We start from the raw sequence: 14,397 nt of genomic DNA, 5'->3' as shown, positions 1-14,397 counted from the left end.
CCAGCTGGCCGCGGTCGCCTCCGGCCTGGCCAGTTTGGCGACCGGCGCCGCGCAGCTGTTCGAGGGTGGCCAGGTGCTGCAGTCGGTGGTGGAGATGCAGAACGGCTACCTGCTGCTGATGCGCGTCGGCGACGGCTCGCACCTGGCCACGCTCGCCGCGACGTCGTGTGACATCGGTCAGATCGGTTACGAGATGGCCATCCTGGTCGAACGGGTCGGGGGCGTGGTGCAGTCCACCCGCCGGTCCGGCGTCTCGTGAGCCGCGATGGACGAACGCGAGCCCCGGCACCTTGCTGAGCCGACCGCACGCCGAGGGAACCTGGTCCGCCCGTACACCCTGACGTCCGGGCGGACCGGCACCGACGTCGACCTTCCCGTGGAAGCCCCGATCCAGACGCTGCAGGCCGGGCTGGCTCACCGGTGGCCGCCCGACGACGCGAAAGGCAAGATCATTCAACTGTGCGTCGGCAGCCCGTCGGTCGCCGAGATCTCCGCACGGCTTGATCTGCCGCTCGGTGTCACGCGCGTCCTGGTCGGCGATCTGGTTTTGTCCGGCTACCTTCGGGTGCATAGGACGTTGTCCGAGCGTTCGACCAGAGATGAGCGCCACGAACTGATAGGAAGGACGCTGCGTGGCCTTAAGGCACTCTGAGGCGCACTCCGAGGTGTACTCCGATCCCGCCCACGCCTCGACGAAGATCGTCATCGCCGGCGGATTCGGTGCAGGCAAGACGACGTTCGTCGGCGCGGTGTCGGAGATCATGCCGTTGCGCACCGAGGCGATGCTCACCGACGCCTCGACCGCCGTCGACGCGCTGGAGGCCACCCCGGACAAGCGGACCACCACCGTCGCGATGGACTTCGGCCGGATCACCCTGGACGAGGACCTGGTGCTCTACCTGTTCGGCACGCCGGGTCAGCGCCGGTTCTGGTTCATGTGGGACGACCTGGTGCGCGGGGCCATCGGGGCGATCGTGCTGGTGGACTGCCGGCGCCTGGAGGACAGCTTCGCCGCAGTCGACTTCTTCGAGCACCGCAACCTGCCGTTCCTGATCGCGGTCAACGAATTCGACGGCGCGCCGCGCTATCCCGTCGCCGAGGTGCGCGAGGCGCTCACCCTGCCGGCGCACATCCCGGTGATCACGGTCGATGCACGGGATCGCCGGTCGGCGACCGACGCGCTGATCGCGGTGAGCGAATACGCACTGGCCAGCCTGACGGCGAATTGACCGAGCGGTGGGCCGACAAGGAACTCACCGGCCACGACTTCACCGACGAGGACCTCAGCCGGCTGGACACCGAGCGGGCCGTGTTCGACGAGTGCGACTTCAGCGGCGCCAACCTGGCCGAGTCCCGACACCGCGGGTCGGCGTTTCGCAATTGCACCTTCCGGCGAACCTCGTTGTGGCACAGCACCTTTGCGCAGTGCAGCATGCTGGGTTCGGTGTTCGTGCAGTGCCGGATGCGGCCGATCTCCTTCGACGAGGTCGACTTCACGCTCGCGGTGCTGGGCGGTAACGACCTGCGGGGCGTCGACCTGAGTGGCTGCCGGCTGCGAGAGGCCAGCCTGGTGGAGGCCGACCTGCGCAAGGCGGTGCTACGCGGTGCCGACCTGTCCGGTGCGCGGGCGACGGGCGCGCGGCTGGACGACGCCGACCTGCGCGGCGCGACCGTGGATCCCGCGTTGTGGCGGACCGCCTCGCTGACGGGTGCCCGCGTCGACGTCGGGCAGGCGGTGGCCTTCGCGGCGGCGCAAGGCCTGCGCCTGGACGGCTGACGTCACTGCTTGAGCCGGATGCGCCAGCGCACCACGGCGGCGTAGGTGACCGACAGCAGCGCGAGCATCCCCATGTCGAACAGCCAGGTGCCCGAGGTGTGCCGGAAGTGGCTGTCCCGCGGGCTCTGCGGGCCCGGCGCGACGGTCCACAGGTCGACCGTCGACGCCTGCGCGGCGTACCCCCACCGCGAGGGCACCCCCCAGGACAGCTGGTCGAGGAAGATCCGGTTGGTGACCGGCACCATCCCGCCGGACAGCACCATCTGCGCCATCAGTGACACCACCAGCAGCGGCATGATCTGCTCGTTGGAGCGCGCCAGCGCCGACAGCAGCAGGCCCAGCATCGCCGCGGCCACACAGGTCGCCGCGACCGCGACGAACAGTTCCAGGGTCGCGTTCCCGAGCAGCACGGCCGGCCGCTTCGGCGGGCCCTTGCCCACCACCACGATCGCGGTCGCGATCGCCGCCTGGACAACGGCGAACACGCAGAACACCGCGATCTTGGCCAACAGGTACGCGGTGGTCGACAGCCCGACCGCCTGCTCGCGCCGGAAGATCGGGCGCTCCCCGATCAGGTCGCGGATCGTCAGCGCGGTCCCCATGAACGCCGCGGCCATGGTGAGCAGGGTCAGGATCGTCCCGGCCTCGCCGGCGGACTCGCTGGTGGGGTCGGCGTAGCCGAAACCCGTGTGGCCGGGAACGGTCAGCGACAGCGCGCCCATGATGAACGGCAGCAGCGCCAGGAACACGAAGTAGGCGCGGTCGGCGACGACGAGGCGGACCTGGCGGCGGGCGATGGTGGAGAACTGGCGGCGCAGGCTGGTGCGCGGCGGGGCGCCGAGGTCGGCGGGCGCCTCCGTCTGGGCGGGCGGCGCGGGTTTGTTCTGCGCCAGGAAGCGCCGGTTGGCCTCGTCCGGGTCGGCGCCCACCTTCGCGAAGATCTGCGCCCAGTTCGTGGTCCCCATGGCCGCCCCGATCTGGTCGGGCGGCCCGAGGAACGCCGTCTTGCCGCCGGGCGCCATCAGCAGCACCTGGTCGCAGACCTCGAGGTAGGTCAGGGAGTGAGTGACCACCAGCACCACCCGGCCCGCGTCGGCCAGCTGGCGCAGCATCGTCATGACCTGCAGATCCAGCGCCGGGTCCAGGCCCGACGTCGGCTCGTCGAGGATCAGCAGCGACGGCCCGGTCAGCAGCTCGAGGGCCACCGAGGCGCGCTTGCGCTGCCCGCCCGACAGCTTGTCCACGCGGGTCTCCGCGTGCTGGGTCAGCCCCAGCTCGTCGAGCACCTGCGCGACGACCTGCTCGCGGTCGGCCTTGCTGGTGTCGGGCGGCAACCGCAGCTCGGCCGCGTAACCCAGCGCCTGGTTCACCGTGAGCTGGCGGTGCACCACGTCGTCCTGGGGCACCATCCCGATCCGGGTGCGCAGCGACGCGTACTCGGTGTGGATGTTGTGGCCCTCGAAGGTGACCACGCCGGAGGTCGGCGTCGCGTAGCCGGCGATCAGCCGCGACAGCGTGGTCTTGCCCGCGCCGGACCCGCCGATGAGGGCGGTCAGTGTGCCCGGCCGGCCCGTCAACGAGATCTTCTCGAGCAGGTTCTTGCCGTTGACGCTGAAGTCGACGCCGTTCACCTCCAGGCCGCCGGTGCGCGTCGCCGCCTCCTGGCGGCGCACCAGGATGCCGCCGGAGAACACCAGGTCGACGTTGCCGATGGTCACCACGTCGCCCTCGGACAGCACGGCGGACGCGGCCTTCACGCCGTTGACGAAGGTGCCATTGCTGCTGTTGGCGTCCCGGATCTCCGGGCCGGCCGGGGTCGTGGTGAGGAACGCATGATGGCGCGACGCCAGCACGTCGTGGATGACGATGTCGTTGTCGAGCGCCCGCCCGATCCAGGCGGCGCGCCCCGGCCGCTCGGTCGGGCGGTGGGAATCCGGGCCCAGATTCTTCACCCGCGTGGTGGGGAACTCCGCCACCTGGCCGCTCAGGCCGATCTGGGTGGGCGGACTCAAGTCGGGCCGCCCGCCAGATTGCGGCACCGACCGGGTCGCGGCGTCCGGCCGGACGATGGGAACGGCGGTGGTGCGCTGCGGGCCCGCCCAAGGGCGCGCGGGCGGCTGCTGGGCCGGGGGCTGTCGCGGCGGGGCCTGCGGTCGCGGTCCGGTCGACGGCGAGCCCGGCGGCTGCGCGTCGCTGGGCGGCGTGATCACCGGGATCGACTCCGTGGTGGGCGGAAGCATGCCCACGCTGCCTGTGTGGTGGCCGATCTCGAAGGTGATCCGTGGACCGTCGGGCTTGCCGATGTTGATGGTCTGGCCGTCTTCGATGTCCACCAGCGGCACCCGCTGGCCGTTGACGTAAACCCCGTTCAACGAATTGTTGTCAAGCGCAATCCATTTGCCGCGATCGAAGCGCAGCAGCAGGTGCGAGCGGGCGATCAGCGGGTGTGCGACCCGCAGGTCCGCCCGCAGGTCGCTGCCGACGACGACGTCGCGGCCGGCCGCGAAGCTGCCCTTCGATCGGTCGGATCGAACGGTCAGGACGGGCCCGGCGGCTTGGGTCATCTCAGCGTTTCAGCCGGATGTGCCACCGCACGAAGCCGGTGTAGGCGACGGACAGGAACGCCAGCATCGCCATGTCGAACACGAAGATGTGTTTCGAGTGCTGCCAGATCGGGTCGTTGGTCGGGATCTGTTTGACCTTGACCAGCGACGGAAAGTCGATCGACGAGGCACCTGCGGCGTAGCCCCACCGGGCCGGTGTCAGCCACGCGAGCTCCTCGAGGCCGAAGCGCTGGTAGACGGGGATCATGCCGCTGGAGAACACCAGCTGCGACATGATCGACACCACGAGCAGCGGCATGATCTGTTCGTTGGACTGCGCCACGGCCGACAACAGCAGGCCCAGCATCGCCGAAGCCACGCACGTCCCGGCGACCGTGACGAACAGCGAGAAGGTGGAGTTCCCGAAGAAGGGCGGGTGCGCCGTCGGCGCGCCCTTGCCCAGCCGCACGATGATGGTCGCGATCGCCGCCTGCAGCGTCGCGAAGACACAGAACACCGCGATCTTGGCGAGCAGGTAGGCGGTGGTGGACAGGCCGACGGCCTGCTCGCGCCGGAAGATCGGGCGCTCGCCGATCAGGTCGCGAATGGTCAGCGCGGTGCCCATGAAGACGGCGCCGATGTTCAACAGCACCATGATGTACTGCGGCTGCGTCGGCGCGGGGCCGAGCGGGTCGGCCGGGCCAAGGCCGGGATGCGGGCCCTTCACGGTCAGCGACAACGCCCCGATGAGGAACGGCAGGATCGCCAGGAAGATGGTGTAGCCGCGGTCGGATACGACCAGGCGGACCTGGCGGCGGGCGATCGTGGACAGCTGCCGCCACAGGTCGGTCTTCGGCGGCTCGCCCAGGTCGGCCGGGCTTTGCGGGGAGGGCGGCCGGGACGACTGCTGATCGCGCTCCTTGAACCGGCGGTTGGCCTCGTCCGGGTCGGCGCCCACCTTGGCGAAGATGTCGGCCCAGTTGCGGGTGCCCATGGCCGCCTCGACCTGGTCGGGCGGGCCGCAGAAGGCGGTCTTGCCGCCCGGCGCGATCAGCAGGATCTGGTCGCAGACGTCCAGGTACGAGACCGAGTGGGTCACCACCAACACCGTGCGGCCGGCGTCGGCGAGCTGGCGCAGCATCAGCATGACCTGACGGTCCAGCGCCGGGTCCAGACCGGACGTCGGCTCGTCGAGGAGCAGTAGGGACGGCTGGGTGAGCAGCTCGAGGGCCACCGAGGCCCGCTTGCGCTGGCCACCGGACAGCTTGTCGACCCGGGTCTCGGCGTGCTTGGTCATGTCCAGTTCTTCGAGGACCTGGGCGACGACCTGAGCCCGCTCGGCCTTGCTGGTGTCGGGCGGCAACCGCAGCTCGGCGGCGTAGTTCAGGGCCTGGTTGACGGTCAGCTGCCGGTGCACGACGTCGTCCTGCGGAACCATCCCGATCCTGCTGCGCATGGTCGCGTACTCGGCGTGGATGTCGTGGCCTTCGAAGGTCACCGAGCCCGACGTGGGGCTGGTGTAGCCCACGATCACCCGCGACAGCGTGGTCTTGCCGGCACCCGAGCCGCCGATGATGGCGGTCAGCGTGCCGGGCCTCGCGGTCAGCGTGATGTGGTCGAGCAGTTGCTTGTTCTGGTCGACGGTGAAGCAGACGGAGTTGACCTCCAGGCCGCCGGAACGGGTCGCGGCCTCCGTGCGCCGCAGCAACTCGCCGCGGGTGAACACCAGGTCGACGTTGCCGATGGTGACCACGTCGCCCTCGGTCAGCACCGCGGACCCGACCCGCACGCCGTTCACGAAGGTCCCGTTGACGCTGTGCGCGTCGCGGATCTCGGTGCCCAGCGGCGTCTGGGTCAGGAAGGCGTGATGGCGGGACGCGAGGACGTCCTGGATGACGACATCGTTGTCGGTGGCCCGGCCGATCGTCAGCGCGCCGGAGGGCTTCTGCAGCGCCCCGGACCGCGACGGCATGAGCGCCTGGAACATCTTCGTCGCCAGGTTGGCCACCTCGGGCGGCTTGGCGGCCGAGCGGCTCAGCTCGGTCTGCGGCGACGCCACCCCGGCGATCTTGGGCTGCGGCGGCGGGAAGTTGGGCGGCGGCGGCGCGGCCGGTGCGCGCCCGCCGCCCGCATACATCGGTTGCCCGGGCGGGGCGGGACGCGGCCCCGGCGGGCCGGGGTGCGGCCGCCGTGACGGCGACGCCCAGTTGGGTGGGCGGCCCGCCGGACCGGGCGGGGGACCGGGCGGGGCGGCGACGGGTGGGCCGGCCGGCGCGGCCGACCACGCCGTCCCGGACGGATGCGCGGCCACCGGGATGCCCATCGATTCGGTTTGCGGGGGGCGCCCCGCCATCCCCTGGTGCCGCCCGACCTCGAACATCAGCTGCGGCCCGTCCGGGTTCCCGATGTTGAGGCACTGACCGTCGTGGATGTCGACGACCGGCACCCGCCGGCCGTTCACGAAAGTGCCGTTGAGCGAACCGTTGTCGATCGCCAGCCACCGGCCCTGGTCGAAGCGCAGCAACAGGTGCGCGCGGGAGATGAGCGGGTGGGTGATGCGCATGTCGGCGCGCAGATCCCGCCCGACCACGACGTCGTGACCGGCGGCAAAGGTGCGTTCTGACCCGTCATAACGAACGGTCAGGACGGGCGGGGCTGGTGCACTCATCGAACCAACTGTATCGCGTGAAACCAAGGCGACCCTGAGCCCCAAATGTGCGTATGCGGGGCCGCTCTCGTCAGCGCGCTGGGTCGGATTGCCCGCTTCCTCCTCACGCCGCTATGCGGCGCGCATCGTCAGCGCGCTAGCAGATCGGGGGCGCCCGTGACCACGCACTGGGTGCGGGTGTAGATGGTGGCCATGCACTTGTTGCAGTGCGTGCACGCGGAATGCACGCTGTGCGCGGCCCCGTCGGCGGAGATCCGGTTGATCAGGTCGGGCTCGGCCAACAGCGCCCGGCCCATCGCGACGAACTGGAAGCCCTCCGCCATCGCCAGGTCCATGGTTTCCCGGTTGGTGATGCCGCCGAGCAGGATCAGTGGCATCGTCAGCTCGGCGCGGAACAGCTTGGCGTGCCGCAACAAATAGGCCTCGCGGTAGGGGTACTCGCGCAGGAACTTCTTGCCCGTCATGCGCATGCCCCAACTCAGCGGCGGCTTGAACGCCGCGGCGAACTCCTTGAGCGGCGCGTCACCGTGGAAGAGGTACATCGGGTTGACCAGGGAGCTGCCCGCGGTGAGTTCGATCGCGTCCAGCCCGCCGTCGTCCTGCAGCCACTTGGCGGTGGTCAGCGATTCCTCGATGGAGATTCCGCCGCGGACGCCGTCGGTCATGTTGAGCTTGGCGGTGACCGCGATCGGCGTGCCCTCCTTTTCCACCGCGCGGCGCACGGCCATGACGATGGCGCGGGCCACCTTCGCACGGTTCTCCAGCGATCCGCCGAACTCGTCGGTGCGGCGGTTGATCAGCGGCGACAAAAACGAGCTGGCCAAGTAGTTGTGGCCCAAGTGGATTTCGACCGCGTCGAAGCCGGCCTCGATGGCCAGCCGCGCCGCGTTGGCGTGCCCCTCGATGACGTCGTCGATGTCCTCACGGCTCGCCTTCTTGGCGAACCGCATCCCGATGGGGTTGAAGAACCGCACCGGGGCCAGCGCCCTGGCCTTGTTGGTCTTGGCGTTGGCGACGGGACCGGCGTGGCCGATCTGCGCGCTCACCGCCGCGCCCTCGGCGTGAATCGCGTCGGTGAGCCGGCGGAATCCGGGCACCGCCTCCGGCCGCAACCAGATCCCGTTGCCCTCGGTGCGGCCGCCGGGGGAGACGGCGCAATAGGCGACGGTCGTCATGCCCACGCCGCCCGCGGCGGGCAGCCGGTGGTATTCGATCAGGTCGTCGGTCACCAGGGTGTCGGGCGTGCGGGCCTCGAAGGTGGCCGATTTGATGGTGCGGTTGCGCAGCGTGATCGGGCCGAGCTTGGCCGGGCTGAACACGTCCGGAGGGGTTGACATATCCGGAGCTTAATGGCGGCCGCAAGCCCGGCGAAGCCACCTTCCCGCTCCGCGACACATAACCAGTGGCGACGACTCGCCGATTCCGCTCGCACTGGGTTATGTCTCGCGATGCGCCTGCAGGACGGGTTGCCGTCGACGTAGGAGTCGCCCGCCGTGCCAGACTGTCAGGCGTGGGCGCAATCACACTGGACGGCAAGGCCACCCGCGACGAGATCTTTGTCGACCTCAAACAACGGGTCGCCGCCCTGACCGCGTCGGGCCGCACCCCCGGGCTGGGCACCATCCTGGTCGGTGACGATCCTGGGTCGCAGGCCTACGTCCGGGGCAAGCACGCGGACTGCGCCAAGGTCGGGATCACGTCGATCCGCCGGGACCTGCCCGCCGACATCAGCACCGCGACGCTGGAAGAAACCATCGACGAGCTGAACGCGAACCCAGACTGCACCGGTTACATCGTGCAGTTGCCGTTGCCGAAGCATCTCGACGAGAACGCGGCGCTGGAGCGGGTCGACCCGAACAAGGACGCCGACGGTCTGCACCCGACGAACCTGGGCCGGTTGGTGCTCAGCGTTCCGGCGCCGCTGCCGTGTACCGCCCGCGGGATCGTGCACCTGCTGCGCCGCTACGACGTCGAGATCGCCGGGGCGCATGTGGTGATCATCGGCCGCGGTGTGACGGTCGGCCGCCCGCTGGGGCTGCTGCTGACGCGCCGTTCCGAGAACGCCACGGTGACGTTGTGCCACACCGGGACTCGCGATCTCGCCGCGTACACGAGGCAGGCGGACATCGTGGTGGCCGCCGTCGGGGTGCCGCACATGCTGACCGCCGACATGGTGCGCCCGGGCGCCGCGGTCGTCGACGTGGGCGTCAGCCGAACCGAGGACGGGTTGGTCGGCGACGTGCACCCCGACGTGTGGGAGGTGGCCGGGCACGTGTCGCCGAACCCCGGCGGTGTCGGCCCGTTGACCCGGGCGTTCCTGCTGAGCAACGTCGTCGAGCTCGCCGAACGGGCATGAGCGCGCGGTCCGTGGTCCGGGCCCAGTGGCCAATCCTGCTGGTGGGCTTGACTTTCGCCACCGCACTCGCACTGGTCGGGGCCAACTTCTGGCGGCGCGGTTCGCTGCTGATCGGCATCGGCGTCGGCCTGGCGGCCGCGCTGCGGCTGGTGCTCTCCGACGAGCGGTCCGGCCTTCTGGTGGTGCGCAGCAAGGGAATCGACTTCGTCACCACCGCGACCGTCGCCGCGGCGATGGTCTATATCGCGTGGACCATCGACCCGCTGGGTACCGGTTAGATACCCGGCACGGCCGGGATCTGCCGCGGCAGTCCGGGCACTTGCCCGGCCATTCCGGGTAGCTGCCCCGCCATGCCGGGCAGCTGTCCCCCCATGCCGGGCATGCCCGGCATCTGCGGGACGGACAGATTGCCACTGGCCAGGTTCGCCATCTGCTCGGGACAGTAGGTCTGTATCGCGATCGTGGTGAACATCCGCGCCATGGCGGGTGACATGCCCCGGCCGGAGACGCTGGACGCGGCCGCGGCGAAGTTGCCGCCCGGCTGGGAGAGCATCGGGCAGATGGACTGGCCCACGGACATCGCGTTCCCGGGTTCGCCGAAGTCGATGCCGGCGTGGTTGAGCGCGTCGATGAAGTTGTCGTCGGGATTGTCCGCCCGCACCGGCGCGGCCAGCGCCGACGCCGCGGTGAGCAGGGCGGCGGCCGCGGCCAGCAGACGAACGGTCAGGGGCTGGTTCCGAAAGACCCCGATCCAGCGGTTCGTTCGTCCCTGTGCCTTCATGCGGCCCCCCCTCGGTCGTGGAGTGCGCCGGATGCACTCGAATCACGTTGTGAACTCTGAGCTATCACTGTCACGTTTGCGACACGGTGGGGTAAAGGTTCGCACAAATAAGCGTTTTGTGGCCCGGTGGCGGCCGCGGCGTCGATTACAGCGCCGCGTGCCTCGTCAAGCCCCTCGACGGATCGATTCCACACTGTGATCTGACACGGGCGCCGGTGCCGCGCTTTTGCGTGAGAAATGTTTAAGAATCTCCGCACATGACGACTAATCGCAGCCGTCCCCTGGACCCGTCCTTGCAGCGCGGCATCTCGCGCCAGGCGTTTCTACGCAGCGCCGTCGGAATGTTGGCCACCGGCGCCGTTTTCGGCACCTCGCGCGCGGCCGCCGACCCCCCGGGTTGGGGCGGCCTGGCGTCCTCCATCGGCGGCAGCGTCGTGCTGCCCGCCAACAGTGCCCAATTCTCAACCAGCAAAAAGGTTTTCAACTCGTTTTACGACAGTTCCTCTCCCGCTGCGGTGGTGACGGTTTCGTCACAGGCGGATGTGCAGAAGGCGATCGCGTTCGCGACAGCCAACAACCTCAAGATCGCGCCCCGCGGCGGCGGACATTCCTACGTCGGTGCGTCCGCCGCGAACGGCACGATGGTGCTCGACCTGCGTGGACTTCCCGGTGGCGCCAACTTCGACGGCAACAACCTCACCGTGACCCCCGCGACCACCCTGTACGCCATCCACCAGGCGTTGACCGGTGCCGGGCGCGCGATCCCCAGCGGCACCTGCCCCACCGTCGGCGTCGCGGGGCTCGCTCTCGGTGGCGGCATCGGGCCCGACACCCGGCACGCGGGCCTGACCTGTGACGCGCTGCAGTCCGCCACGGTGGTGTTGCCCAGCGGGGACGTGGTAACGGCTTCCGCCAACGACAACCCGGATCTGTTCTGGGCGCTCCGGGGCGGCGGCGGCGGCAATTTCGGCGTGACGACGTCGATGACGTTCTCCACCTTCGCCACCTCGGACAGCGATGTCGTGCGGCTCGACTTCCCGCCCGCGTCGGCGACGCAGGTGCTGGTCGGGTGGCAGTCCTGGCTCAACGGCGCGGACCGAAACACCTGGGGCATCGTGGATCTAATGATCGGCTCCGCCCCGAACTGCCACGTGCTGGCGACCTGTCCCGCGGGAGCGGGCTCGGGCGTGGCCGACGCGATCAAGTCCGCGGTGGGGGTGGCGCCGACCGCCGTGTCGAACAAGACGATGAACCGCACGGATCTGGTGATGTTCCTGGCCGGCGGCAGTTCCAACCCTCCGGCGCGCTCGTTCGTGGCCGGGTCGGACGTCATCGGCCCGGTGGATTCCGCTGCGGCGCACGCGATTGCCACCGCGATCGGGCAGTGGCCCGCCGGCGCCGGACAGGCGTCGGTCCTCGTCGACCCCCTCGGTGGTGCCGTCGCCGACGTGGCCCCGGGCGACACCGCGTTCCCGTGGCGCAATCAGTCGGCGGTTCTGCAGTGGTACGTCGAACCCACGGGCAGCCAGGTCGCCGCCGCGAACACCTGGCTGACCTCCGCACACCAAGCGGTGCAACAGATCTCGGTCGGGGGATACGTCAATTACCTGGAGGCCAACGCCGCCCCGGCGCGTTACTTCGGCTCGAACCTGTCCCGGCTGACGACCGTGCGGCAGAGGTACGACCCGAACCGGATCATGTTCTCCGGGCTGAACTTCTAACGGTTCAGCGCCCCAGCAGACGATTTCTCTGCTCGATGTATTCCTCGTCGGAGATCAACCCCTCGTCGCGCAGCCTGGCGAACTCGCGGATCTCGGCGGCGATCCCCGTCACCACGGTGCGCGGCTCGTCCTCCGCGGGCCCTTCTTCCGCCTTTTCCGCGCCAGTGGACTGGCGGCCGACCGGTTCCGCGGCGAACGGCACGCGGACACGGTTACCCGCGAACGCCTCGCGGATGGCGCGTCCGGCCGTGCCGGCCAGGGCGATCTCGCCGAACGTGCTCTCGAGGCTCGGCGCCGCGACGGCAGCAGCGGCGGGCGCGGCCGGGAGCGCCAACGCGATCGGGCGTACCGCCGGGGTCGCCGCCGCCCAGGTGGGTGGAACGGAAAGGCGGCCGATTGAGTCGGACTCGCCGAGACCGGCGGACACCGTGCGCGACAACACATTCGGCGTGGTCACCGCGTCTGGCGGCGTCACTGACCTGACTATCGACAGGGGCGCGCCGTTCGCATCCCAGTCGCTGACGATGTCGTCCGTGTGCAGACCGGTTTCCGCGCCGACGAGGTCGATGGGCATCGACACCGCTCCCAGTGGGGCCAGCGGGGCGTCGACACCGTAGGCGATCGCGTCGGCGCCGACGTTGATCAGGTCCAACGGTGTGTTCACCCCCAGCGCGGACGCCGCGCCGCCCGCCGCCCCGGTCGTCGAGGCCGCCGACCCGGCGGGCAGCTCGGCGGCCTGGCTCAGCGCGCTTGCCTGCGTAGCCGATCCGACGGGGTCGGTGTTCTGCTGGGGCGGGGTGAATGGCGTCAGCTGGGTGGCCGCCGCCGCTGACCCCGCGTAGCCGTACATTGCCACCGCATCTTGCGCCCACATCTCGCCGTATTGGGCTTCGGTGGCGGCGATCGCGGGGGTGTTCTGCCCCAACAGATTCGTGGCGACCAGCGCCGCGAGCAGGCTGCGGTTGGCCGCGACCTCCGGCGGCGGCACCGTCGCCGCGAACGCGGCCTCGTAGGCGGCGGCGGCCGAAGTGGCTTGCGCAGCGGTCTGCTCCGCCTGCGCGGCGGTGCCGCTCAACCACGCCACGTAGGAGTTGGCGGCGGCGGCCATCATCACCGATGACGGCCCCAGCCACGGTCCGGCGGTAAGACCGGAAACCACCGATTCATACGAGCTGGCCGTCGAATGCAATTCCGCCGCAACCGCTTCCCATGCCGCGGCGGCGGCAAGCATCGGCCCCGACCCCGGACCGGCATACATCAGGCCCGAGTTGACTTCGGGCGGTAGCGTCGCAAAATCCATTACGGGTGCCTATTCAGCCGACCGGAGGATGCCTGCACCGATGCCGATCGTGCGAATTGTGGACGACAAAGCCTTTCCCCCTGCATGATTTGCTGTTGATGCGCGGCGGCCCTGCGCCGCGCGGTCGCGACCCGGGCTTGCGGCCCGCGGGTCGACGAACGTTGTGCTGTGGTCAATGGCTGGCTATACCGCGCGCTCCTCTGATCGGTTCCAGGCGGCGAACGTTGTCTTCATTCGAAACCGCTGCTGGTTCGTCGCAACCGCAATCACGATCAGCCTGTTGGTCATCCGTGATCGGCTGGGGCGCGGGCTGCCCCTTGCGGAGGGTGGCGATGAGCTCCCGGTACGGACCGACCAGGTAGACGGTGTCACCGGCGCTTAGCCGGGAATCGCGGCGCGGGTGCAGCCGAACCGGGGCGTCGTCGCGGGTGACCGCGATCACCCGCGTTTGCGTAGACACCTCGAACATCTGCAGACCGTCGAGTTCGCTACCGGCCTGCACATACATCCCGCCGATCAGAAAGGACCGGTTCCCCACCGAGAACGTCCCGAGCACCTGCAGGCCCATTGCCGCGCCGATGAACCAGGGCGCGGCCAGTTCGACTGTGGAACGGACGTTTTCGAATCCGAACCGCTGCGCGACCGCCGAGCCCAGGTCGTGGTCGTACACCCTCAACACGAGCGGAACCTTGCTCCACCGGTTGCCGACGGGTGCCGGTTCGGAACCCAACATCTCGCGGACCACGATTCCCGTCTCGATGTTGACCATGTCGTCTCGGGTCAGCACCGCCACCGCCCGAGCGGTGTCCACCCGGGCGGCTTCCATCGTCTGGCGCAATGTCGCGTCCCCGAAGATAACCGGCACGTCGAGGTCGGCCGTCGTCGACAGGAAGGGGTTGTTCGGGTCGCGCTCGATCACCGCCACGTCGTAGCCCGCGTCGGTCAGGTCGGTCACGACCCGGACCCCCAGCGCGCTCAACCCCACCACGATGATGTGGTTGCGCAGGTGTCGCGCCCGCGGGCGGGCGGACAACGTGAGGAATCGGCGCGACAGCAGCACATCGGCGATGAAGGCGACCAGCAATGCGGTGGTGGTGACGCCGGCCAACATCAGCACGGCGGCGTACAGGCGCAGCCAGGTCGGCTGTTTGGCGAAGCTGAAGTCGCCGTATCCGGTCGTGGTGATGGTCTCGTTGGTGAAGTAGAAAGCGTCGGTCCAGGACATGCCTGGGTGGGTGTAGGAAAAGTGCA

12 protein-coding genes and 1 pseudogene are annotated in these 14,397 nt (G+C 69.6%); 7 read left to right on the top strand and 6 right to left on the bottom strand.

The genetic code is table 11. From position 1 onward, the window contains the following. The 4 genes and pseudogenes from A5701_RS24285 to A5701_RS24270 all read left to right on the top strand — a co-directional run. Positions 1 to 259, top strand: a pseudogene (locus tag A5701_RS24285) (serine protease inhibitor); the annotation flags it as partial. 6 nt (positions 260 to 265) lie between these two features. Beyond that, on the top strand, positions 266 to 652 hold the full coding sequence (locus tag A5701_RS24280) for a DUF742 domain-containing protein (protein WP_067760337.1): 387 nt from the start codon (positions 266 to 268) through the stop codon (positions 650 to 652). Further along, positions 633 to 1,229 (top strand): ATP/GTP-binding protein, encoded by a 597-nt coding sequence (locus A5701_RS24275; protein WP_067760335.1) that lies wholly within the window; start codon positions 633 to 635, stop codon positions 1,227 to 1,229. Before A5701_RS24280 ends, A5701_RS24275 begins: the two co-directional genes overlap by 20 nt. After that, complete coding sequence (locus tag A5701_RS24270; RefSeq protein ID WP_067760333.1) at positions 1,226 to 1,777, top strand: pentapeptide repeat-containing protein; 552 nt, start codon at positions 1,226 to 1,228, stop codon at positions 1,775 to 1,777. Before A5701_RS24275 ends, A5701_RS24270 begins: the two co-directional genes overlap by 4 nt. 2 nt (positions 1,778 to 1,779) lie before the next feature. Here A5701_RS24270 and A5701_RS24265 read toward each other — a convergent pair whose 3' ends face one another. The 3 genes from A5701_RS24265 to A5701_RS24255 all read right to left on the bottom strand — a co-directional run bounded on the left by A5701_RS24265 (position 1,780) and on the right by A5701_RS24255 (position 8,325). Continuing rightward, positions 1,780 to 4,341, bottom strand: a complete 2,562-nt coding sequence (locus tag A5701_RS24265) for an ATP-binding cassette domain-containing protein (RefSeq protein ID WP_067760331.1) — start codon at positions 4,339 to 4,341, stop codon at positions 1,780 to 1,782. Between the two features lies 1 nt (position 4,342). Beyond that, complete coding sequence (locus tag A5701_RS24260) at positions 4,343 to 6,988, bottom strand: FHA domain-containing protein (protein WP_067760329.1); 2,646 nt, start codon at positions 6,986 to 6,988, stop codon at positions 4,343 to 4,345. Positions 6,989 to 7,116: 128 nt separating this feature from the next. Next, positions 7,117 to 8,325, bottom strand: coding sequence for an NADH:flavin oxidoreductase (locus tag A5701_RS24255; protein ID WP_067760327.1), 1,209 nt, complete (start codon positions 8,323 to 8,325; stop codon positions 7,117 to 7,119). Between the two features lie 173 nt (positions 8,326 to 8,498). Between A5701_RS24255 and A5701_RS24250 the strand changes: the two genes are divergently transcribed. Together A5701_RS24250 and A5701_RS24245 are read left to right on the top strand one after the other, a co-directional pair. Further along, positions 8,499 to 9,344, top strand: coding sequence for a bifunctional methylenetetrahydrofolate dehydrogenase/methenyltetrahydrofolate cyclohydrolase (locus A5701_RS24250; protein ID WP_067760324.1), 846 nt, complete (start codon positions 8,499 to 8,501; stop codon positions 9,342 to 9,344). After that, complete coding sequence (locus A5701_RS24245; RefSeq protein WP_067760322.1) at positions 9,341 to 9,622, top strand: DUF3017 domain-containing protein; 282 nt, start codon at positions 9,341 to 9,343, stop codon at positions 9,620 to 9,622. Before A5701_RS24250 ends, A5701_RS24245 begins: the two co-directional genes overlap by 4 nt. Here the strand turns inward: A5701_RS24245 and A5701_RS24240 are convergent. After that, entirely contained in the window at positions 9,619 to 10,125 is a 507-nt protein-coding gene (locus A5701_RS24240; RefSeq protein WP_067760320.1) for a DUF732 domain-containing protein, read from the bottom strand. The genes A5701_RS24245 and A5701_RS24240 overlap by 4 nt on opposite strands. A gap of 293 nt (positions 10,126 to 10,418) precedes the next feature. Between A5701_RS24240 and A5701_RS24235 the strand changes: the two genes are divergently transcribed. Then, a complete protein-coding gene (locus tag A5701_RS24235; protein WP_067760318.1) occupies positions 10,419 to 11,846 on the top strand; it encodes an FAD-binding oxidoreductase in 1,428 nt (475 codons plus the stop codon). Positions 11,847 to 11,850: 4 nt separating this feature from the next. Here A5701_RS24235 and A5701_RS24230 read toward each other — a convergent pair whose 3' ends face one another. Both A5701_RS24230 and A5701_RS24225 read right to left on the bottom strand, forming a co-directional pair. Further along, positions 11,851 to 13,146 (bottom strand): PPE domain-containing protein, encoded by a 1,296-nt coding sequence (locus tag A5701_RS24230; protein WP_067760316.1) that lies wholly within the window; start codon positions 13,144 to 13,146, stop codon positions 11,851 to 11,853. A gap of 172 nt (positions 13,147 to 13,318) precedes the next feature. After that, positions 13,319 to 14,397: TrkA family potassium uptake protein (locus tag A5701_RS24225; RefSeq protein WP_082961491.1), on the bottom strand; the 1,079-nt coding region annotated here is incomplete at its 5' end.

The sequence above is a fragment of the Mycobacterium sp. E3305 genome, assembly GCF_001666785.1.
GTDB lineage: Bacteria > Actinomycetota > Actinomycetes > Mycobacteriales > Mycobacteriaceae > Mycobacterium.
The sequence above is the reverse complement of the archived record's forward strand: the minus strand, read 5'-3'. Positions and strand labels throughout refer to the sequence as shown.